This is a genomic window from Taklimakanibacter albus, assembly GCF_016595235.1.
GTDB classification, from domain to species: Bacteria; Pseudomonadota; Alphaproteobacteria; order Rhizobiales; family Aestuariivirgaceae; genus Taklimakanibacter; species Taklimakanibacter albus.
The window spans coordinates 600,855-624,120 of the sequence record NZ_JAENHL010000007.1 but is presented as its reverse complement, the minus strand read 5'-3'; the positions used below and the strand labels follow the sequence as shown (position 1 = coordinate 624,120).

Annotated in this window: 22 protein-coding genes; 9 read left to right on the top strand and 13 right to left on the bottom strand. The window is 60.0% G+C overall.

Features of this window, described 5'->3' with window-relative positions; all coding sequences use genetic code 11:
* The first annotated feature begins 6 nt into the window (after positions 1–6).
* Both JHL16_RS14545 and JHL16_RS14540 read left to right on the top strand, forming a co-directional pair.
* Positions 7–924, top strand: coding sequence for a polysaccharide deacetylase family protein (locus JHL16_RS14545; protein ID WP_200185555.1), 918 nt, complete (start codon positions 7–9; stop codon positions 922–924).
* A 1-nt stretch (position 925) separates the two neighbouring features.
* On the top strand, positions 926–2,026 hold the full coding sequence (locus JHL16_RS14540) for an ABC transporter ATP-binding protein (RefSeq protein WP_137860297.1): 1,101 nt from the start codon (positions 926–928) through the stop codon (positions 2,024–2,026).
* A 228-nt stretch (positions 2,027–2,254) separates the two neighbouring features.
* Here the strand turns inward: JHL16_RS14540 and JHL16_RS14535 are convergent, their stop codons facing one another.
* The 8 genes from JHL16_RS14535 to JHL16_RS14500 all read right to left on the bottom strand — a co-directional run bounded on the left by JHL16_RS14535 (position 2,255) and on the right by JHL16_RS14500 (position 10,448).
* Complete coding sequence (locus JHL16_RS14535) at positions 2,255–2,728, bottom strand: VOC family protein (RefSeq protein WP_200185554.1); 474 nt, start codon at positions 2,726–2,728, stop codon at positions 2,255–2,257.
* 91 nt (positions 2,729–2,819) lie between these two features.
* Positions 2,820–4,067, bottom strand: a complete 1,248-nt coding sequence (gene dinB / locus JHL16_RS14530) for a DNA polymerase IV (RefSeq protein WP_200185553.1) — start codon at positions 4,065–4,067, stop codon at positions 2,820–2,822.
* A 195-nt stretch (positions 4,068–4,262) separates the two neighbouring features.
* Positions 4,263–4,868, bottom strand: coding sequence for a hypothetical protein (locus tag JHL16_RS14525; protein WP_200185552.1), 606 nt, complete (start codon positions 4,866–4,868; stop codon positions 4,263–4,265).
* 50 nt (positions 4,869–4,918) lie between these two features.
* Entirely contained in the window at positions 4,919–6,859 is a 1,941-nt protein-coding gene (locus JHL16_RS14520; RefSeq protein WP_200185551.1) for an ATP-binding protein, read from the bottom strand.
* Positions 6,856–7,422, bottom strand: coding sequence for a hypothetical protein (locus tag JHL16_RS14515; protein WP_200185550.1), 567 nt, complete (start codon positions 7,420–7,422; stop codon positions 6,856–6,858). The genes JHL16_RS14520 and JHL16_RS14515 overlap by 4 nt, the downstream gene beginning before the upstream one ends.
* A complete protein-coding gene (locus tag JHL16_RS14510; RefSeq protein WP_200185549.1) occupies positions 7,419–8,675 on the bottom strand; it encodes a dsDNA nuclease domain-containing protein in 1,257 nt (418 codons plus the stop codon). The genes JHL16_RS14515 and JHL16_RS14510 overlap by 4 nt, the downstream gene beginning before the upstream one ends.
* Before the next feature lie 123 nt (positions 8,676–8,798).
* Positions 8,799–9,608: a DUF72 domain-containing protein gene (locus tag JHL16_RS14505; RefSeq protein ID WP_200185548.1), complete on the bottom strand. Its 810-nt coding sequence runs from the start codon at positions 9,606–9,608 to the stop codon at positions 8,799–8,801.
* Positions 9,609–9,785: 177 nt separating this feature from the next.
* Entirely contained in the window at positions 9,786–10,448 is a 663-nt protein-coding gene (locus tag JHL16_RS14500; RefSeq protein WP_246770941.1) for a TetR/AcrR family transcriptional regulator, read from the bottom strand.
* A gap of 187 nt (positions 10,449–10,635) precedes the next feature.
* On the opposite strand from JHL16_RS14500, the gene JHL16_RS14495 reads away from it, so the two are divergent.
* The 5 genes from JHL16_RS14495 (at position 10,636) to JHL16_RS14475 (ending at position 17,167) form a co-directional block, all read left to right on the top strand.
* Positions 10,636–11,838: a multidrug effflux MFS transporter gene (locus JHL16_RS14495; RefSeq protein WP_200187139.1), complete on the top strand. Its 1,203-nt coding sequence runs from the start codon at positions 10,636–10,638 to the stop codon at positions 11,836–11,838.
* Between the two features lie 202 nt (positions 11,839–12,040).
* A complete protein-coding gene (gene kce / locus JHL16_RS14490) occupies positions 12,041–12,976 on the top strand; it encodes a 3,5-dioxohexanoate:acetyl-CoA acetone transferase (protein WP_200185547.1) in 936 nt (311 codons plus the stop codon).
* A gap of 139 nt (positions 12,977–13,115) precedes the next feature.
* Positions 13,116–14,156 carry an OmpA family protein gene (locus tag JHL16_RS14485; RefSeq protein ID WP_200185546.1) on the top strand — a complete coding sequence of 347 codons (1,041 nt, stop codon included), beginning with the start codon at positions 13,116–13,118 and terminating at the stop codon, positions 14,154–14,156.
* 28 nt (positions 14,157–14,184) lie between these two features.
* Positions 14,185–15,027 carry an ABC transporter substrate-binding protein gene (locus JHL16_RS14480; RefSeq protein ID WP_200185545.1) on the top strand — a complete coding sequence of 281 codons (843 nt, stop codon included), beginning with the start codon at positions 14,185–14,187 and terminating at the stop codon, positions 15,025–15,027.
* A 106-nt stretch (positions 15,028–15,133) separates the two neighbouring features.
* Positions 15,134–17,167, top strand: coding sequence for a YgiQ family radical SAM protein (locus JHL16_RS14475; protein WP_200185544.1), 2,034 nt, complete (start codon positions 15,134–15,136; stop codon positions 17,165–17,167).
* 219 nt (positions 17,168–17,386) lie between these two features.
* Here JHL16_RS14475 and JHL16_RS14470 read toward each other — a convergent pair whose 3' ends face one another.
* Positions 17,387–18,001 (bottom strand): GNAT family N-acetyltransferase, encoded by a 615-nt coding sequence (locus tag JHL16_RS14470; protein ID WP_200185543.1) that lies wholly within the window; start codon positions 17,999–18,001, stop codon positions 17,387–17,389.
* A gap of 75 nt (positions 18,002–18,076) precedes the next feature.
* On the opposite strand from JHL16_RS14470, the gene JHL16_RS14465 reads away from it, so the two are divergent.
* Positions 18,077–18,343, top strand: a complete 267-nt coding sequence (locus JHL16_RS14465) for a DUF7336 domain-containing protein (RefSeq protein ID WP_200185542.1) — start codon at positions 18,077–18,079, stop codon at positions 18,341–18,343.
* On the opposite strand, the gene JHL16_RS14460 is transcribed toward JHL16_RS14465, so the two are convergent.
* From JHL16_RS14460 to JHL16_RS14445, 4 genes are all read right to left on the bottom strand, one after another.
* Positions 18,326–19,075 (bottom strand): SDR family oxidoreductase, encoded by a 750-nt coding sequence (locus JHL16_RS14460; protein ID WP_200185541.1) that lies wholly within the window; start codon positions 19,073–19,075, stop codon positions 18,326–18,328. The two genes, JHL16_RS14465 and JHL16_RS14460, sit on opposite strands and share 18 nt — an antisense overlap.
* Positions 19,076–19,137: 62 nt before the next feature.
* Positions 19,138–20,148, bottom strand: a complete 1,011-nt coding sequence (locus JHL16_RS14455; protein ID WP_200185540.1) for a substrate-binding domain-containing protein — start codon at positions 20,146–20,148, stop codon at positions 19,138–19,140.
* A 76-nt stretch (positions 20,149–20,224) separates the two neighbouring features.
* Entirely contained in the window at positions 20,225–21,337 is a 1,113-nt protein-coding gene (locus JHL16_RS14450) for an ABC transporter permease (protein ID WP_348647213.1), read from the bottom strand.
* Positions 21,327–22,067, bottom strand: coding sequence for an ATP-binding cassette domain-containing protein (locus JHL16_RS14445; protein ID WP_200185539.1), 741 nt, complete (start codon positions 22,065–22,067; stop codon positions 21,327–21,329). Before JHL16_RS14445 ends, JHL16_RS14450 begins: the two co-directional genes overlap by 11 nt.
* A 183-nt stretch (positions 22,068–22,250) precedes the next feature.
* Here JHL16_RS14445 and iolG point away from each other — a divergent pair, with 183 nt between their 5' ends.
* Positions 22,251–23,252: an inositol 2-dehydrogenase gene (gene iolG, locus JHL16_RS14440; RefSeq protein ID WP_200185538.1), complete on the top strand. Its 1,002-nt coding sequence runs from the start codon at positions 22,251–22,253 to the stop codon at positions 23,250–23,252.
* Positions 23,253–23,266 lie beyond the last annotated feature (14 nt).

Here is a 23,266-nt window from a genome sequence, read left to right as displayed (position 1 = left end):
GACCAGATGCTGCCTTTGATCAAGAATCCGCCCCCCTGGCCGAATGGCGCCCGCGTCGCGGTGTGCTTCTCCTTCGACATGGATGTCGAAAGCCTGCTGCATCTCTATCAGAAAGAGGCAGCGCCCTCGCGCCTTGCGACATCTTCGGCGCTGCGCTACGGGCCTTTCGTCTCGATCCCGCGCCTCATCGACATCTTCAAGCATTTCGGCATGAAGCAGACCTTCTTCGTGCCGGGCTGGTGCATCGAGACCTATCCGCACGCCATCGAGGCGCTGCTCAAGGAAGGTCACGAGATCGGCCATCACGGCTGGCTGCATGAGAAGCCCAATACGCTGTCGGCGGGAGACGAGGAACGCGTGCTCGATCGTGCGCTCCAGGCCTTCGACAAGGTCGTCGGCGCGCGCCCGCAAGGCTATCGCGCACCCGCTTATGCGCTCTCCGAGCACACGCCCAATTTCCTGGTCGAGCGCGGCTTCACCTATGACGCCTCGCTGGTCGGCGACGACATTCCCTATATGCTCAAGGCGGAGAAGGGCTCGCTCGTCGAACTGCCGTCCGATTTCGCGCTCGACGACTGGGTGCAATATGTGAACATGAAGGAATTCGGCTTCATGATGCCGATTCAGGCGCCGGAGCGGGCGATGGAAGTGTTCCGCGCCGAATTCGACGCCGCGTGGAATCACGGCGGCCTGTGGATCTCGGTCTGGCATCCTTTCGTGTCGGGGCGCCTGGCGCGCGCCGAAGCGATCGTGCGCCTCATCGAGCATATGAACGCCAAGGGCGATGTGTGGTTCGCGCCGATGAGCGAGATCGCCGCCCATGTAAATTCGCTGATCAAGACGGGCGCCTGGACGCCGCGCGCCGATGAGGTGCCGTATTGGACCAGTCCCGTCGAACATCTCGTGACCGCAAGTCGAGGGTGACATGAACAAAGCTCAGGAAAAACCGATCGCGCTGTCGATCCGCAACCTCGTCAAGACCTACGGCAAGGTGGCGGCCATCGACAATGTATCGCTCGATATCGCGTCGGGTGAATTCCTGAGCCTGCTCGGGCCCTCGGGCTCGGGCAAGTCGACCATCCTGATGGCGATCGCCGGCTTCGTGACGCCCGATTCGGGCGAGATCCTGCTCAACGGCCAGAAGATCGACGCGCTGTCGCCGGAGAAGCGCCAGTTCGGCGTGGTGTTCCAGGGCTATGCGCTGTTCCCGCATATGTCGGTGCGCGGCAATATCGCCTATCCGCTCAAATTGCGCGGCATCAAAGGCGCCGAGCTCGACGCCCAGGTCGAGCGCACCATCGATCTCGTGCATCTCTCGGCCTTGGCCGACCGTATGCCCCGGCAGTTGTCGGGCGGCCAGCAGCAGCGCGTCGCGCTGGCCCGCGCGCTCGTCTTCGATCCGTCCGTCGTGCTGCTCGACGAGCCGCTCTCGGCGCTCGACAAGAAGCTTCGGGCCGAATTGCAGTTCGAATTGCGCAGCCTACATCAGCGCCTCGGCACCACCTTCGTCAATGTGACGCATGACCAGGAAGAGGCGATGACCATGTCGGACCGCATCGTCATCCTGCGCGACGGCGCGGTGCAACAGATCGGTGCGCCCGACAGCCTCTATAACCGGCCCTCGACCCGTTTCGTCGCCGACTTCCTCGGCCGCGCCAATTTCCTCGAAGGCGCGGTGTCCTCCGTCAACGGCACCGAGCTCAAGATCGACGTCAAGGGCATCGCGGTCCGCCACGCCAAGGGCAAGGACGCGGCGGCGCAGGGTGAAAAAACGCTGCTGGCGCTACGCCCCGAGCGCATCGCGGTGGTGTCGCCCGATCAGGCCAAGACCAGTCTCAACCGGATCGACGGCAGCGTGCAGACCTCGGCTTTCGTCGGCAGCCAGTATGTCTATGTGATCGATACGCCGCTCGGCACGATCGAAAGCCAGATGCCGGCCTTCGAGGCTGGTCCCCTGCGTCAGCCCGGCGCCCAGGTCGCGGTGACGTGGTCACCGGAAGCGGGCGTGCTGGTGAAGGACAAGTAGACGTCATAAACATCAGTTTCGGAATTCTCCCTCCGCCACCGAAGGTGGGGAGGGTGGCGCGCGGAACGCGCGACGGGTGGGGTCTCTCCGTGCACGGAAATCCATCACGAAAATAGGGTGCAAGGTGCTCCGGCCAGTTGATGAACACCTGCCGGCGGAGGGACCCCGCCCGTCCGCCCTGTGGGCGGACACCCTTCCCACGCTTCGCGCGGAGGAGGGAGATCGCTGTCAGCCGCGCCGCGCCTTCTCGATCGCCGCGACATCGATCTTCTGCATGGTCATCATGGCGTCGAAGGCGCGTTTCGCTTCCGCACCGCCGGCGGCCATGGCCTCCATCAGGACGCGGGGCGTAATCTGCCAGGAGAGGCCCCATTTGTCCTTGCACCAGCCACAGTCGCTTTCCTTCCCGCCATTGCCGACAATGGCGTTCCAATAGCGGTCGGTCTCCTCTTGGGTCTCGGTCGAGATCTGGAAGGAAAAGGCTTCATTGTGCTTGAATATCGGACCACCATTGAGGCCGACGCAGGGGATACCGCAGACGGTGAATTCCACCACCAGCGCCTCGCCCTTCTTGCCGCTGGGATAGTCGCCGGGCGCGTAATGAGTGGCGCCGACCTTGCTGTCGGGAAAAACCTTCGCATAGAAGCGCGCCGCGTCCTCGGCATCCTTGTCGAACCAGAGGCAGATCGTGTTCTTGTTCATCGCATTTCCTTCCCTTCATCGAAATCGAAGCCATAAGATGCACCGAGAGCGGTGAAACGTCCAATATGTGAAGAAAGTTCCGCAATTTCGGTCACAGCTCCTTCTCCGCAAGCTCACGGAATTCATCGGGGACGGAGTGCCGCGGACCGAGCGCGACGGAGGCGTAACCAACGGCTTCCCAGCCAAAACGCTGGCGTACCTTGTCGATGGAGCGATCGGCGAGATAGCGCGCCATGCCCGGTTTGGCGCCGGGGCGGCGCTTTTCGTCGGCAAGACCCAAGGGCAGTTCGAGCTGCAGCCACGAGCTGTCGTCTATATGCGACACCGAGATCGCCAGCAACGAGATGAACGTTTCGCGTGGATGATCGGCCAGCACGCCGCGCACCAGATCTTCGGCGATCTCGGCCAGGATCGTCGTCGCCGAAATTGGTGCGTCGAGAGTCACGGAGCGGGTGACCGCGCGCAGATCGGCGAAGCGGACGCGGACCGTGACCGTTCTGCCGGGCCGCGCTTTGGCGCGCAATCGCGTGGCGACCCGGTCGGCCAGGTGGCGCAAAGCAGGGCGGATGACACTCTCCGTCGCGGGCTTCCGGCCAAGCGCCGATTGGGCGCCGGCCGAGTGGGCGCGCTGATGCGTCCTGATCTCGCGCGGATCGTGGTTCCAGGCGAGCGCGGTGAGCTTCTCGCCGGCGGCAGGTCCGAGCAGCCGCCTCACCGCGCCACAATGCGTATAAGCGAGCTGGCCGATCGTCGTGATGCCAGCAGCGGTGAGCCGGGCCTGTGTCGCCGGTCCCACGCCCCACATCAGCTCGACCGGCAGATCATGCAGGAAGGCGAGCTCGGCCGCGGGGTCGACGACGACGAGCCCGTCGGGCTTCGCCACTTGCGAGGCGATCTTGGCCAGATGTTTGGTGCGCGCCACGCCGACCGAGATGGGCAGGCCAAGCTCGAGGCGCACCCGCTTGCGGATCGCCTGGGCGATCTCGGCCGGAGACCCGAAGAGATGCGTGCAGCCTTTGACATCGGCGAAGGCTTCATCGATTGAAATCCGCTCGACCAGCGGGGTGAAGTCCCCGATCACGCGGATCGCGGCGTCACCCAGTCTCTGATAATCCTTGAAATGGCCGCCGGTGAAAATGAGATCGGGACACAATGCGCGCGCCTTGCGTCCCGGCATGCCGCCTTTCACGCCGAAGGCTTTCGCTTCATAGGAGGCCGCCAGCACCACGCCGCCTCCCACCGCGATCGGCTTGCCGCGCAGCGACGGGTCGAGCAACTGCTCCACCGAAGCGTAGAAGGCGTCGAGATCGGCATGGAGGATCGTGGGGGGATTATCCATTCCGGTGGTCTTCGTGACGCTCCGAATTGCCTGGAACATAATAAGAACAAGCTGTGCTGATGTCAATTAGCTTTTGGACTAAGTAAGGCAGCTTTTAATCCAGGCGGCCGCCCTTTTTTCATTGAACTCCGTCACCGATCCCCAGGTCGTTATGCGCGATCTCCCTCGGGCCCTAAATCTCCTTCTGTTGCCCTATCAAAGCTTCTCTATGAAATCGTTCCAACCGCTAGGAGTGAGGGCGTGGTCCACTAGTTCAACTACTTCCGGCCTGTTTGTCTTATGCAGCGAGTTGCGGGAAAATCCGTCATAGCCAAAACGCGAAAACCCTTCTTGAGCGAGGATTTCGCACCATTGCCGCACGTCACTCTGCACTAGCATAAGTTGTTCTTGATTAAGGTTGTGCCCAGTTTGCTGACCATGAAAGAGCTTGTTTCTGTAGGTGTATGCTGTCTCGATGGAGCGTCTTAGGCTTTTATAGTCGTTGCCCATGATTTGCCTCGCGGTAGTGGCTGTGAGCTTCTCAATCCCGTGAATGAAACGATTGTGGTTTAGCTTACTCTTTCGAGCTAGTGCGGCGCGCAGCTTAGACTTCGAGTCCTCGTCGTCTTCCAAGAGGTCGGAAGCTTGGAAGAGAAGGTTGGCTGCGAGTTTTCTTAACTGTCTCTCAAACTTGATCCAAGTTAGGCAAAAGGCGTCGACACACATTGTGCTCGCACCTGACAACAGGACCAAATCTACAGTCTTGAACTCCTCGTCGATTCCCTGAGTCATGCGCGTAATTACAGCTTGTGTATTCTTCATGTTGTCTCACTCTCACCTGGGGCCCACTGACCGTAACGGAGTGTGAGATCCTAGTGCCCATGATAGTATCCAATTAGCGGCGGATACTTCGGCTCACTCTTCGTCAATCGCCGTTCAACATGTTCACCAAAATCTGGTGGGGGTGCATGATATGTTTGATCAATTAGAATGCACTGCCAGTCGTTCAACTCCTCCTTTAAGAGGCGATAGACCTCCTGATAGAAGTACTCAAATACCTCCGGATTAATGTCTGGCGTAATATTCTTCATCGGAGAGTCAATGATAATAACATGAGGAAGTGGAAGTGAATTTTGGGCCGCGGTAACATGTAGGGCCAGTGCAAAACATATCTTAAAAAGGACCATCTTCCCGCCACTTCCAGCATCGTTGAATGTCCAAGCTCGCTGTTCATCGCCTGCGGGATATACATAGGGTAGCCATGATTTTTGGTTTAGAGATATGCGGTCCTGCGGCTTAAATTCCGGAAAGTGAATCGCCTGCAAGATGCTATGGAAGTTTAGTTCCAAGGATTGGATGTTTTGACGTCCCTTCTCGAAGCGTGCCTGTTCGTTTTCGATTTCTCTTTCTAATTCGCTGATCTGAGCACTGAACGCGTCGGCCTCGCGCAACTTGCGTTCAACGTCATTTGGCATCTCCTTAATACGAACTAAAAGCGATCGGCGTTCGCCGATTGCACCTCGTCGAGCCTCTAGTTTCCTGGCGCGTTGAATGTACTCGGACTCTACTTGTCTGCGGGCATTGTCGATTCTTGCTTGCAATATCGCTCGTTCAACGGAAATTCTATCTGCTTCCTTGTTTTGACGCTCGAGTGAGCGATCCAATCTTGCCACAGAGCGCTTAAGGTCTTCAATTCTGTCAGATAGATCCCGCTCAATCACCGCATTGCCTCCTGGGAGGCCGCCTGGTGCTTTGCCCAAGTCTGACTTGCATAGTAAGCAAGTTGCTCGACTTATCGCGTCGGCTAATTCCGTTCCGCAAGCTGGGCAGGCATGAAACTCAGCGCCGCTTAGGAGTTCAGATGCGGTCGATGATCTAGCTATCTTGAATTTCATCGTTATGAATTCAGCTATGAGAGATCTCTGCTCGTGGAGGCGCTGATCAATCTCAACTATTGCCTGTCTCTTGCTTTCGATCGTCCTTGTTAACGCTGAAATTTGGGCGGCATCCTCTTCAGCAACGGTCATTCCGGGTGTCTGAGTATTTCTTTGCTGACTGATTTCAGACTTAATTTTCTCCTCTTCGTCATTGAGGCCGTCTATTTCAGCCGAAATCTGCTCTTGCGAACTGAACCCATACCGCTCAAGAAAATCGCCGATTTGCTTGGCGGCCTCTCTCATCGTCCGTTGCTTTTGTCGAATATCTGCTAGTTCTGTTTGTAGTGCGCTGAGGCGATCGCTGTGCAATCCTAGAACATAGCGCAGTACATCTTTTGACTTCTCTTGCCGTACTGGTTGCTCAAGAAGAAAAAAGCTGGAATCTAGATCTGGTTGATCTAGGTAGCAGAATTTGAAGAAATCTCTGAAGCTTATACGATGGAGTTCGGAGTCGGGATCGCTCTTACGGCTCCGTACTTTAAGAAGTGGCGAGCCAAGGTGGCGTAGCAGAAAATCGCTGTAGTTGAATATATCGTCTCCGATGAGTGGTTGAGAGCCCGCTGTTAGCGGGAAATTGTCTCGACCCGATTCTGTGTCAGATTTCCACGTAACCTCTACCGAAGTTGAGAGTGTTGCTCCCCGTTCTATGAGAGCTTCGGTGTTTCCGACTGTTGCGCGGAGGTGAGTGCCAATCATCTCGCTACTGATAGCCGGTGTTTTTTTTAGCGCGCCGCCAAGGCAGAAGTTGATTAACTCAGCTATGGTAGATTTTCCTGTAGACATTTCTCCGTGAAAAAATGAGAGATGGCGAGAAAACTCAATGCGTTCTTCACTCTGCTTGCAGAAGAGGACTAGCGCTTCCAATATGAATTTCATTTCGTTTTGCCGATAAAGGTGATGCCCTCGTTGAACTCTAGAGTTGTGAGTTCAGGGAAAAGTTCATAAATGAATTCCATCAGTCTTCTCGCTTTGAGATCTAGGTGTTTTTTCAGTAGGAGGGCCCGCTCAAATACGCGTTTGAAGCCTTCGCGGTTCGACAGGCTCTCTGCTAGCTTGTCGCCAGTCACTGTGAGGTCAATCTGAATTGTCCGACCATCTGTTCGCACAGTAACAAGTCGTCTTGCTGCCAGAATATTTAGAAACCGCCGGTATCTGTGATCCCAAGGACCGTATCTGTATCGGATCATCCGCGCTTCGATCGCAAGTCTCTCGTAGTCATCAACGGGGATGCTTTTAGGAGAAACACCGCGGGCGAGGAGTGCTTTTTCAAGGCACGATGGATAGCGTAACAGAAAGTCCAGTTTTGCTAGTTTTGTAATGCCTTCAATTGCGGGGCCCTCCGGGCGATTAAAGGCTTTCAAGAGCACTAAGATGCGAGCAAGATGGATGTCTTCATCCTTGTCGAGAGAAGTGAGAATATCGACAAGGTCGAGAGTCATCTCTTATCTCCAACGGGAGTAAATTGAGGCGACCACCAAGTCTTACATTTTTCTGTCAATACCCCAGCTGCTCCCATTAGGTGTTCGGGACGACATCGATAGATTTGATCCGGGTCCTCATTGCAGCGGTCATTGAGCCGCCTACGTAGATCGCTATACATTTTTGAGCCGTAGGGTGCTCCAGTCTTTTCCGCAATGACTTGAGCTTCGACAGCTTCGGATTGTACAATTCGAAGTACGTTTCTGTATCTGCTTGTTGCTTCTTCGTGACCATATTGGTTTGTCCATCTGAGCAGAAGAGCTTCAAGAGAATGCACAAGATCTTCCATGTCCAAGACGCGAAGTGCTTCGACTCCACCTCGTGCCATCTTTTCAACCATTGTTCGTAGGGTCGAAGGAAAGTCGTCCGCGACTAGCAAGTGCGAGATGTCCAGATTCTCGAATGTGAGATGTCTGTTCTTCAGATCGTCGATTATGTTTGTGACTTGGACTTTACGGATACGCTTGCCCTCTAGGCGCTGATCGACACTCACTTCCGAGAAGTGGGTGCCGGCAGCGTATAGATCAGTGATCGGACCGCTTAGAAGTCTGGTGGACGCGTCACGAGCTAAGCCGATAAGAGATTCGGCGATTCGACAAACGCAAGAGAATGGCAAGTTGCCAATTCCCGGGCACTCAGCGAGCGCGTCCCTAACATTGTGTCGAATGCTGGCGATGTCAGTACCGTGGCCATTGAGTAGTATCTTCTTCAATGTCGAAAATACTTCAGACGTATTGCAGTTTGACGTGCTGCAAAGCTTTTCCGTCAGTTGCCTCAGTGGATGTTCTGTTTTCAACCCCTTCAAGCTCTGACGGGTCTGCGCCTCTCGCAATAGCCAGGGAAGATTTCTTTGGTCTTCAATGTTGATCCAGAAGCTGTGATTGGTGACTATTTCAAAGCTTGCAAAGGTATTGGGAAATTTCTTGTCGAGTGCGCAGAATCTGCAGAGCGCTGATACAATAGTGTTTTCGTTGGCTTTGAAGTGGTCCTGGTCTGTGGCTCGACTCTTGACTTGTATTGCGATGAAGTCGCCATTGTAATGTTTTACGAGAATATCTTCGTGATTCTCGCAAATGATTTCTTCAACGTCTGTCGCTTTTGTGAGAAGTCTGATTGCATTGATTGCGGCGTAGCAGTGTTGATACAGAAAACGCAAAGCAACATCGTCTCCAGGATCCGATGTATCTAATGTGTGGCCTGGGCCAAAATTCACAATCGAGCCTCTCGTTACGTAAAGAGGGCATTCCAGTGGATTCGTGTTGGAATTGCAATAGCAGCTGTGCCAAAAAAGGCTGCATAATGACTGATGTCTTGCAATTTAAGATTGAATTGCTGTTTATTTCAATCTTTCGATCAGCGACATCGCCGCTGCCGGCGCCTTGGGCTTGAAGCCGTTGATCATGAAGACGAAGACATCGCGCGATTTGGGCGGCTTGGCTTCCGGCTTGGCGACGGTTTCGAGATCGTTCGGCGTCCCGCCTTCGGCCCAGGCCTTGGCGCGCTTCGCCCAGTCGTCGAGCGCCTTGGGCGCATAACCGGTCTCGATCTTCTCCGACATGCGCTGCAGGCGCGCATAGACGAAAGGCGCCGTCACATCGGCGATCTCGGGGAAGCTCTCCTTGTCGGTATAGACCGTCGCCACCTTGTATTTGCGCAACAGCTCGATGAAGTCCGGCGCCCTGAAGCTCGGATGGCGCACTTCGACAACATGGCGCAGCGCCAGGCCGTCCTGCTCGTCGGGGAGAAGCTTGAGGAAGGCCTCGAAATCGGCGGGATCGAACTGCTTGGTCGGCAGGAACTGCCAGTTGATGGGGCCGAGCTTCTCTTTCAGCTGCGTGATGCCGCTCGTGATGAAACGTTCGACCGACTGGCCGGCTTCCGCCAGCACGCGACGATTGGTGCTGAAACGCGTGCCTTTCACCGAAAAGACGAAATCTTCCGGCGTCTCGTCGCGCCAGCGCGCGAAGCTTTCCGGCTTCTGACTGCCATAATAGGTGCCGTTGATCTCGATCGCGGTGAGATGCTGGCTCGCATATTCGAGCTCGCGCTTCTGCGCCAGGCCTTTGGGATAGAAGGTGCCGCGCCAGTCCTCGAAGGTCCAGCCGCCGATGCCGACGCGGATTTTTCCGGTGGAAGTTTTGGCCATGCGATGATCTCCGGGAGGAATTGGGCGGGGTGAGACTACCGCAGTACCCTAAAGATGTCTGCTGTCAGATCACGATGAGTTTGGATCGTTTACGATCCAAACTCATAAACGTGATCGATTCTTATATGTTAGCGCGGGTTCTTGCGAAAAACCGGTGTCCACTTTTTCGCACCCGCGCTAATGTTTGGCAGCAGTCTTGCCATAGGCCTTGAGGAAGGTCCTGACCGCGGCAACCGCTGCGGCGCGCACTTGCGCGTCGGTCGGCTTGTCGCCGAGCAGCGAGCCGACAAAGAGATCGGCATTGACGAGAGCCTGAAACTGGCGCGCCGCGATATCGGGATCATCGATGTCGAGATAACCCAGATGATGCAATTTGGCGAAACGCGCGCCGATCGCCGCCCAGGCGCGCTCGGGCCCAAGCGCCCGCCACGGCGCGAAGAGCTCAGGATAACGCTCGCCCTCCGCCTGGATCAGTTTACGCAGCGCGATGCAGTCACGGTTGCACAGGCAATTCGACGCGAGCCTCGTCGCGAAATCGACAAGTTCGGCTGCGAGATCGGAGGGGCGTTCGGGGAAGCCCGCGAGGGTGGCGAAGAGACCTGCATTGGCGCGCTCGGTCATGTCCTTCACCACGGCGGTGAACAGCTTCTCCTTGTCGCTATAGTGATTGTAGATGGTCTGGCGCGAGACACCCGCTTCGGCGGCGATCGTCTCGATGCTGGCGCTGGCGAAACCGTCCCGGCAGAAGATCATGGTCGCCGCTTCGAGGATGGAGAGCCGCTTGGCGGCATGGCTCCTTGAGGGCGAGGGGGCCGGGCTGGTGCTGACCATTTCTGTCATGTCGGCCGGATAATAAGAGGGCTTGACTGTTTTGACAACTATGTCCAATAATTTGGGCTAACTTGTCCAGCGAGGGCGTGCCGAGTTGCCCCCGTTGTCTCGCTGGGCCCGACTTTCTGAGGGAATTCAATAGTTTCGAAGCTGCCGCCGGACGCCGGTGCAGCTCACGATGAGGGATCTTTACACCATGCAGGCGCGCTTTATCCGCAATGCCGTGATTCTGGGGCTGCTGTCGGCCATCGGCCCCTTCGCCATCGACATGTATCTGCCGGCGCTGCCGACCATCGGCCAGAGCCTCAATGCCGATATCAAAGCGGTGCAGCTCAGCCTGATGCTGTTCTTCGTTTCTTTCGGCGGTTTCCAGCTCGTCTTCGGCCCGCTGTCCGACATGTATGGCCGCAAGCTGCCGCTTTATATCGGCTTGGCGCTGTTCGCCGTCGGCGGCGTGGGCTGCGCGCTGGCGCCGGACATCACCACGCTCAACATCTTCCGCTTCATCCAGGGAATCGGCGCCTGCGCCGGCATGGTCATCTCACGCGCCGTGGTGCGTGACCTGCATACCGGCATCGATGCGGCGCGCATGATGTCGCTGCTCATGCTGGTGTTCAGCATCTCGCCGATCCTGGCGCCGCTCACCGGCTCGATCGTCATCGAGCTGGCCGACTGGCGCGCCGTATTCTGGGTGGTCACGGTGGCGGCGCTCGCCGGCATCGTCATGATCGCGACGATGCTGCCCGAAACGCGGCCTAAGGCGCTGCGCGTCGAAAGCGGCGTCGGCAGCGCGCTGTCGGCCTACCGGCTGCTGTTTTCCGATGCCAACTTCCTGGCGCTCACCTTCATCGGCGGCTTCGGCATTGCGAGCTTCTTCGTCTATCTCGCCAATTCGCCCTTCGTGCTGATCGGCCATTACGGCCTGACGCCGACGCTCTACAGCGTGTTCTTCTCGATCAATGCGGTGTCGTTCTTCGCGGTGTCGCAATTCACCGGCAAGCTCGCCGACCGCTTCGGCCTGACGCGCGTCGTGCGCATCGCGGTCGTCGGCTATTTCGCGGCGATCACGGCGCTCTTCGTGCTGTTCGCCTTGGGCGTGGACCGTCTCGATGTGCTGGCGGTGCTGATGTTCATCGGCTGCGGCTTCCTGGGGCTGGTCATTCCGACCACCGCGGTGCTGGCGCTCGAGGAGCATGGCGAGATCGCCGGCACGGCCTCGGCGCTCATGGGCACCTTGCATTTCGCGGCCGGCGCGGTCGCGATGGCGGTCGTCGGGCTCTTCGTTGACGGTACGGCATTTCCGATGGTGGCGGGGATCTCGGCCTGTGCGCTCATCACCTTCGTCCTGGCGCAGGTCGTCCTGCGTCAGCGCCGGCCAGCCGAAGTTCCTGCAGAATAAATTTTGACCTGCATAGGAAACCAACCGCGGTTGCGGGCGTTTTCCAGGTAGTCTCGGCAGCAGGAGCCGTCCCGTAGCTGAGGCAAGGGTCGCTCCAGGGATTCACAAGATCCCTGCAGCGGCCCTTTGTCTTTAAATCGCGGAGCTTTGACAAATCCCTGGAATTTGAGAAGGTTAGCCCGGAATCACATCGGGAACCCTCATGCGCGCGAAATCCAAAGCCATCATCACCTGTGCCATCACCGGCTCCATCCATACGCCCTCGATGTCGCCGCATCTGCCGGTGACGCCTTCCGACATCGCCAGCCAGGCGATCGAGGCCGGCGAGGCGGGGGCGGCGATCCTGCATCTCCATGCGCGTGATCCTCAGGATGGCCGACCGTCACCGTCATCCGACCTGTTCATGGAGTTCCTGCCGCGCATCAAGCAGGGCACCAATGCCATCGTGAACATCACGACCGGCGGCGGGCAGGGCATGTCGCTCGATGAAAGGCTGGCCGCCGCCGAGCGGGCTTCGCCTGAAATGACCTCACTCAATATGGGCACGATGAATTTCGGCCTGTTCCCGATGCTCGGCCGCTACAAGGAGTTCGAGCATGAGTGGGAGCGCCAGCATCTCGACCGCTCGCGCGACTTCATCTTCCGCAACACCTTCGGCGATATCGAGCAGGTGCTGAAGCGGCTGGGCGAGGGGCACGGCGTCAAATTCGAGTTCGAATGCTACGATGTCGGCCATCTCTATACGCTCGCGCATTTCCTCGACCGCAAGCTCGTCAAGCCGCCGCTCTTCGTGCAGACGATTTTCGGCATACTGGGCGGCATCGGGCCCGATCCGCAGAACGTCCTTATCATGCGCGATACGGCGGAGCGCCTGTTCGGCGATCAATATCACTGGTCGGTGCTGGCGGCGGGGCGCTTCCAGCTGCCCTTCTGCACCATGGCGGCTACGATGGGCGCCAATGTGCGCGTCGGCCTCGAGGACAATCTCTATATCGCCAAAGGCAAGCTCGCCAAATCCAATGCCGAGCTCGTCGCCAAGATGCGGCACATCCTGGAAGAGCTGTCGATCGACGTCGCGACGGCCGACGAAGCGCGCCAGATGCTCGATCTCAAGGGCGTGGCGAATGTCAAATTTTAACGGTCACCGACCTCGCGGGCGGGACTGAACGCCATGCCATGTGGGGCCATGGTCCAATAGCCGCCGGCTGGCCGATATGCCTAAATCTCATGGATTTTCTGGGGGTCTTTCTTCCCGATCATGTGAGAGAAGGCAATCGATGAAGCTGTTACGCTCGCTCGGGCGCGCGGTGCTCGCGCTCATGACCATTGTCGGTGCCGGCGACATGGCGAATGCCCAGGAAGGCCTCGGCGCCTTCATGCCGCATGACGGCGGCACGATCACCACCGCCTGGGCCAATGCCTACGGGCCCGATGCGGAATCCTGGATTCGCTTCGCCAATACGCGGCCCGATTCCTTCGACATCAACTATTCGAGCTCGCGCGGCACCGTCGCGGTACGCCGGATCTATGTCGCCGACCGGATGAATGCGCGGACCCTGGTGCTCGGTTACAGCGCCAAGATGCCGCTCGTCATTCCGGGGACCACGACGCTCGGGACCTCGGCGGCGGTGCTCGAAGAGCTGCGTTCGACCGGGCAGGCGGCCTCCAATCTCGTCTATAACGAGGCGATGGCGACGATGACCGGCGGCTTCACATTGGTCGAGAAGGCGCAGATGTCGGTCAATCTCGACGGCAATCCCATAAATGTGCCGGTGGTCCACGCCAAGGGCAGCTTCAAGGATGGCCGGCAGAGCGCCGTCGGAGATTTCTATTTCCTCGATAACCGCAACAATCCGATGCTGCTCCTCTACAGCATCCAGTTTCGCGGCGAGAGGGCGCCGCGCAGCGAGCGTTATGTCCTGGTCACGCCGTCTGCGGATGAGCGCGCCCGGATGGAGCAGGCGCTCGCGGCGCGCAAAGCCTATACGACCTACGGCATTCACTTCGACTTCGACAAAGCGACCATTCGCAACAGCTCGGTGCCGCTCCTGAAGCAGATCGCCATTGCGTTGCGCAACAATCCGCTGTGGACGCTGTCGATCACCGGTCACACGGATTCGATCGGCGACAAATCCTATAATCTGAAGCTTTCGAAAGCCCGGGCGGAATCCGTGAAGGCCAGGCTGATCAAGCTCGGAGTCGATCCAGGTCGCCTCAGCACGGCAGGGGCGGGCGCCGGCGAGCCCGTCGCCACCAACAAGACTCTGCAGGGACGCGCCCTCAATCGCCGTGTCGTCCTCGCCCGTACCGACCGATGATCTCGAGACCCAATGAGGAGTGCAGTACATGATTCTGGCGACGCGTCTCTTTCTGGCCGGTCTCGCTTTCTGGGCGCTGGCGGCGACCGCTTCCGCCGCCGACAAAATCGGCAATTGCGAGCTGACCGGCGCCAAGGGCTCGGCTCGCATCGCGACGCCGGCGGTCCCGGGCCAGCTGACCGTGGCGGTTTCGCTGCCGGCGCCGGTGTGGTGGAACGGCGATACGCCCGAGGCGATCAAGGACGGCATGGAATATTGCCTGGCGGCCGAGATCGCCTGGCGCGCGGGGTATGACAAGCTCAAGGTGGTGGCGGTGGATTTCGTGCCGCTGGTCAGCGGCGAGGTCAAGGACTACGACCTGGCGCTCTCCGAGGTCTCGATCACCGAGGAACGCAAGAAGGTCGTCGACTTCTCGGTGCCCTATTTCAACTCGGATATCGGCGTGCTGACGCTGAGCGCAAGCCCGGTAACCCAGAAAACAGTCCGGAAGGTTACGGTCGGCATCCAGCAAGGCACGACGGGCGCGGCCTTCGCGCTCGATGTCCTCAAGGTGAAAGACTACAATGTCTATGCCGAGCGCGCCGATCTTCTCAAGGCGCTGAGCGACGAGGACGTGGTGGCCGTCCTGACCGACACCTCGATCACGCTTTCGGCCGAGACGGCCTCGGCGGGCAAGATCAAGGTCGTCGGACAGTACAAGACCGGCGAGATCTATGGCGCTGTCTATCCCAAGGGCAATGCGAACAATCCGACGCTGGACAAGATCATGAAGGCCATCATCGATGACGGCACGATGAAGAAGCTCGCCGCCAAGTATCTGGTGGCGGCCTGGGGCAAGGATCCCGGCAGCATTCCTTATTTCAAACCATAGATCACTCATTTCGGGTCAGTTCGACCCAAAACCGACAAATGTGATTGAAATCTCATATCGGCGGCGCCAGTTGAGTTCAGGGCGGCAGGCTCCTATGAGTGGCGCCATGGATATCCAGGCCCAACCCCGATCTTTGATTTCCCCGTCGCTCCCCCTGTCGCATGCCGGCAAGGCGGCACCATTCCTGCCGATGTCCCGCGCCGAGATGGACGCGCTCGGCTGGGATGCCTGCGACATCGTGCTGGTGACGGGTGACGCCTATGTCGATCATCCGAGCTTCGGCATGGCGATCATCGGCCGGCTGCTCGAGGCGCAGGGCTTCCGGGTCGGCATCATCGCGCAGCCCGACTGGCAGTCGGCGGAGCCGTTCAAGGCGCTGGGCAAGCCGGCGCTGTTCTTCGGCATCACCGGCGGCAATATGGACTCGATGGTCAACCGCTACACGGCGGACCGTCGCCTGCGCCATGACGATGCCTATACGCCCGCCGGCGAGGGTGGCAAGCGGCCGGACCGCTGCACCATCGTCTATTCGCAACGCTGCCGCGAGGCCTACAAGGACGTGCCGATCGTGCTCGGCGGCATCGAGGCGTCGCTGCGCCGCATCGCGCATTACGACTACTGGTCCGAGAAGGTGCGCCGCTCGATACTGGCCGACGCGAAGGCGGATCTGCTGCTTTATGGCAACGCCGAGCGCGCCGTCGTCGAAGTGGCGAACCGGCTCGCCGCCGGCGAGGCGCCGCGCGATCTCGACTCCATCCGGGGCGTGGCGCTGTTCCGTCGCGTGCCCGACACCTACACCGAACTTCCCGCCGACGATCTCGACTCCGCCGATGAGGGTGCTGCCCGCCGTCCCGGCGACACCGTCATCCGGCTGCCGTCCTACGAGCAGGCCGAGCAGGATCGCGAAGCCTATGCCCGCGCCTCGCGCGTGCTGCACCGGGAGAGCAATCCCGGCAATGCGCGCGCCCTTGTCCAGCGCCATGGCGATCGCGATCTGTGGCTGAACCCGCCGCCGATCCCGCTGACGTCGGACGAGATGGACGCCGTCTACGATCTGCCTTATGCGCGGGCGCCGCATCCGTCTTACGGTGATGCGAAGATCCCGGCCTGGGACATGATCAAGTTTTCGGTGACCATCATGCGCGGCTGCTTCGGCGGCTGCACCTTCTGCTCGATCACCGAGCATGAGGGCCGCATCATGCAGAACCGCTCGGAAGGCTCGATCCTGCGTGAGATCGAACTGATCCGCGACAAGACACCGGGCTTCACCGGCGTGATCTCCGACATCGGCGGGCCGACCGCCAATATGTACCGGATGGCGTGCAAGGATCCGAAGATCGAGGCGGCGTGCCGGCTGCCGTCCTGCGTGTTCCCCGACATCTGCCCGAATCTCAACACCTCGCATGACGAGCTGATCCGGCTCTATCGCAAGGTGCGCGAGGTGAAGGGCGTCAAGAAGGTGATGGTCGCGTCCGGCCTGCGCTACGATCTCGCGGTGAAAAGCCCCGAATATATCAAGGAGCTCGTCACGCATCATGTCGGCGGCTATCTGAAGATCGCGCCCGAGCACACCGAGCGCGGGCCGCTCGACAAGATGATGAAGCCGGGGATCGGGGCCTATGACCGTTTCAAGGAAATGTTCGACGAAGCCGCCAAGCAGGCCGGCAAGAAATATTACCTGATCCCGTATTTCATCGCGGCGCATCCGGGCACGACCGACGAGGACATGATGAACCTCGCGCTGTGGCTCAAGAAGAACCGCTATCGCGCCGATCAGGTGCAGACCTTCCTGCCGTCGCCGATGGCGACCGCCACGGCGATGTATCACACCGGCGTCAACCCGCTGCGCGGCGTGCGGCATGGGGCGAGCGACAAGGTCGAGGCGGTCAAGGGCCTCAAGCAGCGCCGGCTGCACAAAGCGTTCCTGCGCTATCACGATCCCGACAACTGGCCGGTGCTGCGCGACGCGCTGAAGCAGATGGGCCGTGCCGATCTCATCGGCTCGCGCCCGGACCAGCTCGTGCCCGCCCACCAGCCGCCCGGCACCGGCAAGGCCTCGGGAACATCACGGCCGGTCCGCCACACCGGCAAGGCGCAGCGCTTCACCACCAAGGGTGTGCCTATCCGCAAGCTGAGCTAGGCGTTTAGCCTCGTGAAGAACGAGAGGGTGCCCTTACAATCTCCGAGCGCTCGCTTGCAAAGCTGTGCGCGGCGGCGTTAGGATTTTCCAGACTGAAACCATCGGGGAGAATTCCGCTGTTTCTCCGGATGGCCGAAAATCCTGTAGATCCCTGTTGTTCCGCTGTTAATCCGCTGCAAATTCCGCTGCAAAAAACAGCGGAATTTTTCTTCTTCTGCGTCACTCGATGATCGGAATCTGCGGCGCCGCCTCGCGCGGCATGTGGCCGGTCAGGCGCGGGTCGGGATGAACCTCGATCGCGGTCTGATAGGGCGTGAAGCCGGAGCGGCGATAGAAGGAGAGCGCGGCCGGATGATCGAAGCTGCAGGTATGCACCCAGAAGCGTTTGATCGGTTTCGCCCAGGCGCGCCGGGTCGCTTCCGACATCAGGAAGCGGCCGGCGCCCTTGCCGATCTCGTCGGGTACGAGGCCGAAGAAGGAGAGCTCACATTCGCCGGCGGTGCGAAAATCCAGTTCAAGCAACCCGGCAACAGCCGCGCCGCGGAAAAGGCGATGGACCTCGACATCGGGATGGCGCAGGATTCCCGACAGCTTCTCATCCGCCATCTTGAGGCGCGAGTACCACAGCCAGTTCTCGCCGATCAGCTTGAAGAGGGCCCGATAGGCGCCGAGATCGGCATCCTTCCAAGGTTTCAACGTGAGGTCGGGCGCATAGATCTGCGGCGGCCGGTGCTCCGGCGGCGCCGTCATCTCGAGGAAGGTCGCGACATTGGCGACGTGACCGGGCGGAATAGGCGAGTAGCCTTCAGGCAAAGGCGGACGGGTGCTGGACATGGCGCGTAACCAGCCTGTGTCCGACAGATTGTCAAGTCCCACTCATCCCTGGTATCGACCTCTCGTGAAGACGCCATGCGAAATGGAACGACGACGGAGAAGGTCTATATCCTGCACCATGTTCGTGAGGACGACGAATATGGTGATGATGCGAAGTTGATCGGCGTCTATCGTACTGAAGAGAAGGCAAAGGAAGCCATCGAGCGTCTGAGTCCGCGGCCGGGTTTTCATGACTATCCCGAAGGCTTTCAGATCGACCCTTATGAACTGGATGAGGATAACTGGACCGAAGGCTTCGGCTTCATCACGTCCGGGGATGAAGCCCTAGAGACTGACCGATAATCCGCCATCGACGGCGAGCACATGTCCGTTCACATAAGATGCCGCGTCGGAAGCAAGGAACACCACGGCGCCGCCGAGCTCGGCGGGTTTGGCCCAGCGACCCGCCGGCGTGCGGCTCTCGACCCATTGGGTGAAGGCTTTGTCCTCGAGCAGAGCCGTGTTGAGCTCGGTCGCGAAATAGCCGGGTGCGATGGCGTTCACCGTCACGCCATGGCGGCCGATTTCCGCCGCCATCGAGCGGGTCAGGCCATGCAGGCCGGCCTTGGCCGCGGCATAGGCATGGATCGTCGGACGGCCGAGGATGGCCGCCACCGAGCCGGTATTGATGATGCGGCCATATTTGTTGGGCAGCATGATACGCGCCGCATCGCGCGCCAGCCGGAAGCAGGCGGAGAGATTGACGGCGATGACACGGTCGAAATCGGCGTCCTCCCAGTCGATGAGGGGGCGGCGATGCTGGATGCCGGCATTGTTGACGAGGATGTCGAGCTTGCCGTGATCGGCGACGATCTTCGCCAGCGCGTCCTGGCACTGGCGCGTGTCGGTCACGTCGAAAGCGAGATGCTCGGCTCCGAGCTTCGCCGCCGCATCGCGTAAGGAAACTTCATCGCGGGCATTGAGGACGACTGTGGAGCCATGCTCGGCCAAGGCCTCGGCCATGGCGAAGCCAAGCCCGCGCGACGCGCCGGTCACCAGGGCCACGCGGCCTTTCAGAGAGAAACGATCGGTCATGATTTTCTTTTTTTGAGGGAGGGAGAAGCAGGCGGGACAAGCCCGCCTGCCTGTGAGCGTGGTTATTTGCCGATGCAGGTGTCGGCGGTTTCCGGCGTGCAGACATCGAGGCCGGTATAGGTCGGGTCGGTCGGGTTGCCCTTGCCGTCCTTCATGTCCTTCAGGAACATCATGGTCTTGTAACCCATTTCAAAGGGCCGCTGACCGACCTGGCCCTTGGACAGGCCTTCCTTCATCAGCTCCATCTGAACCGGGAGCGTGTCGGCGACGACCAGCGCCAGCTTGCCGGAGTCGAGACGGTCCTTGTATTTGGAGACCGTCGCGCGATAGGCATCGGGGATGAATTGCGGGAAGCCGCCGGTCGGCACGAAGGCGTCGAGATCGGCAAGCTTGCCCAGCGTATCCTCGAGCTGCTGCACCGAGCGCGGGAAGTCGTCATCGGTGTAGAGCGGGCAGCCGTCGGCTTCCGTCCAACCGTTCTCACCTTTCAGCGCGTCACCGGGCGATGCCGCCGACTGTTTGCCGGAGAGCGTGTCGCGGATGCCCTGCATGCGCTCATTGTGGTTGGCGGCTGCCGCACCGCCCGACTGGATGCAGATGGTGCCGCCCTTGGGCTTCAAGGTCTGCACGATCTTCGCCAGGTTGACGCCGATGTCGTAGTTCTTGGTGCCGACATAGGCGACACGCAGGTCCTTATTCTCGGGCAGCATGTCGGAGTCCCAGGTGAGCACCGGGATGCCGGCTTCCTTCGCCGCCTGGAGCGCCACCGCCATGGCCGCCGCGTTGGACGGCGACACCGCGATGCCGTCGACCTTCTTGGCGACGAGATCCTGCACGATCTGCACTTGCTCTTCGCCGCCGCCATGCTCGCCGGGGCCGATATACATGCATTCGAAGGCGCCGTTCGATTCCGCCTCCGCCTTCTTGCAGCCGTCACGCGCCTGGTCGAAGAACGGGTTGTTCATGTTCTTCGGCACCAGCGCGAAAGTGTATTTCTGCTGCGCCATGGCGCCCGCGGCGCCGACAGCGAGAAGTCCGGCGATGATCGCCGTTCCGGTAAGATACTTCAACATTCGAGATCCTCCACTTGCTCTTGCTGTTAGGCCAAATCCGACGGTCCGCACGGGTGCTCCTTTGCGTTCCGTTGTTCTAGCGGTGCTTCCTGGGCAGAATCCTCTCGATAGTGGCGGCGATCAGGGATTTGCCGCCGCTCTGCATGCCGAGAAGCACCGCGAGAATGATGAAGGCGCCGACAAAGGCTCCTTGCCAATTGGAATCGATACCCGCCATCAAAAGCGCGTTGCGGATGACCTCGAGCAGGGCCGAGCCCACCACGGCGCCGAAGGCGGTGCCGGCGCCGCCCATGAGATTGGCGCCGCCGATGACGGTGGCGGCGATGACGCGCAACTCATAGGACTGGCCGAGCGCATTGATGGCCGACCCGCTATAACCCAGGATCAACAGCGAGGCGATCGATGCGGTGAAGGCCGAGAAGACATAAGCGAAGAATTTGATGCGGTCGACCGGCACGCCGGTGAGGCGGGCGGCCTGCTCGTTGCCGCCGATGGCGAAGAGATGGCGTCCCCAGGCGGTGAAGTTGAAGGCGAATCCGGCCACCAGCGCGAAGATGATCATGGTCCAGAAATGCGACGAGAGCTGCGGTAGCCAATGCGGCAGCCAGCTGTCAGGCGTGTGCAGCGGCCAGCGCCATTGCCCGATCGCCTTCACGATCGGGGCGTCGGGGCCGAATTTGTAGAGCATCTGGTTGCCGGAGAAGACGATCGCCAGCGAGCGGGCGATCGCCATCATGCCGAGCGTCACGACGAAGGACGACATGCCGACATAGGCGACGAAGAAGCCGCTGACGGCGCCGCAGATGAGGCCAGCGGCGAGACCGGCGCCGAAAGCGATGTACCAGGGATATTCCCAGGTGAGGAAAAGCCCTGCGACGATGGCGACCAGGCCCATGATCGAGCCGATCGACAGGTCGATGCCGCCGGTGATGATGACCACCGTCATGCCGATGGCCATGATGCCGAAGGGCGCGAAGTTGCGCGTCATATTGGCGAGATTCTCGACCGTGCCGAAGGCGTTGGGCTCGTAGAGCGCCATGCCGACATAGAGGATGGCGAGCGCGATGGTGACCCAGAAGGCCTGGCTGGCGAACAGCTTGTCGAGCAGCGTCTGCTCGCGGTTCTCGACGACGTCTGTGATCGCCGCGTGATCGGTTTCGATGCTGGCCTTGGCGGGTTCAGGCGGCACGGATCGCTCCCGTGATGAGGCCGGTGATTTCTTCAGGCGAGGTCTCGGAAGTGTGTTTGTCGGCGACCTTGGCGCCGCGGCGCAGCACGATGATGCGGTCGCTGACGGCAAAGACGTCGGGCATGCGGTGACTGATCAGCATCACCGTCACGCCTTGCGATTTGAGGCGGCGGATCAGCTCGAGCACCTCGGCCACCTGGCGCACCGAGATGGCGGCGGTCGGCTCGTCCATCAGGACGAGCTTCGCCTGTGACAGCCTGGTGCGGGCGATGGCGACCGCCTGGCGCTGGCCGCCCGACATCTTCTTCACCAGATCGCGCGGGCGGGTTTCGGATTTGAGCTCCTGGAAGAGGGCGGCGGAGCGCTCGATCATCGCCTGCTTGTCGAGGACGCGAAAGGGCCAGACGCCCTTCTTGATCTCGCGGCCCAGGAACACATTCTCGGCGGCGGTCAGATTGTCGGCGATCGCCAGGTCCTGATAGACGACCTCGATGCCCTTGCCGCGCGCTTCGATCGGCTTATGGAAATGGCAGACCTCGCCCCCGACCGCGATCTCGCCTTCGCTCGGCGGGAAATTTCCCGCGATCAGCTTGACCATGGTGGATTTGCCGGCGCCATTGTCACCCATCAGGCCCACGACCTCGCCCGGCTCGAGCGCGAAGCTGACCTCGCTCAGAGCCCGGATGGCGCCGAAATTCTTCGACACGTTGCGAATGTCGAGTAAAGCCAAAAAGGGGTCCTCCCATCGCGTCGGCTCTTGGCGGCCGGCTTTTCGAAAACTACCCGGCTGGAATTTTTGCATAGCTTCGACGGGCTTGTCGAGCGCCTTCACAGGCGATAGGCATATTTGTCATACTAAAGACTCTTGAGACTTTCCCCTCAAACCATTAGTCATTCGGATGAGGCTTCGCAGATGCTGAAGTTTGCGCTTTTCGGAGCAGGGCGGATCGGCGCCATGCATGCCGCCAATATCGCCGCCAACCCGCACGCCCAGCTGGCCTGGGTGTTCGACGTGAACAAGGACGCGGCGGAGAAGGTGGCGAGCCGGCATGGCGCCCAGGTGGCGCCCGGCATCGAGGCGGCGCTGGCGGATGCGTCAGTGGGCGCGGTGCTGATCGCGTCCTCGACCGACACCCATGTGCCGCTGATCACGGCCGCGGCCAAGGCCGGCAAGGCGATCCTGTGCGAAAAGCCGATCGATCTCGACATCCAGAAAGTGGAGCAATGCCGCAAAGATATCGCCGGAACGAACGTACCGGTGCAGATCGGCTTCAACCGGCGTTATGACGCGACGCACCGCGCCGTCCAGCAGGCGGTGGCGAGGGGCGAGATCGGTACTCTCGAAGTGCTGATCATCACCAGCCGTGACCCCGAGCTGGCGCCGATGCCGATCCTCAAGAGCTCGGGCGGCATCTTCCGCGACATGACGATCCATGATTTCGACCTGGCGCGTTTCATTCTGGGCGAGGAGCCGGTGGAGGTTTCGGCCACCGGCAGCGTGAAGGTCGATCCCATAGTGGCGACGCTCAACGACTATGACACGGTGATGGTGACGATGAAGGCCAAGTCCGGCGCGCTCGTCCATATCAACAATTCCAGGCGTTGCGTCTATGGCTATGACCAGCGGGTGGAAGCCTTCGGGTCGAAAGGCATGGTGCAATCCGACAATCCGATGCCGAACATGCTCAGGCGTTCAGGTGCCGGAATGACCCAGGCGCTCAGCGGGCTGCATTATTTCTTCATCGAGCGCTACATGCAGGCCTATCTCGACGAGCTCAACGAGTTCATCGATCGCACCAACAGAGGATTGCCGCCGACGGTCGATTTCGAGGATGGCCGCAAGGCGCTCATCATCGCCGATGCGGCCTTCGAATCGATCCGTTCCGGCGAGGCGGTGAGCGTGAATTACGGGTGAGCGCCCCTTCCAAT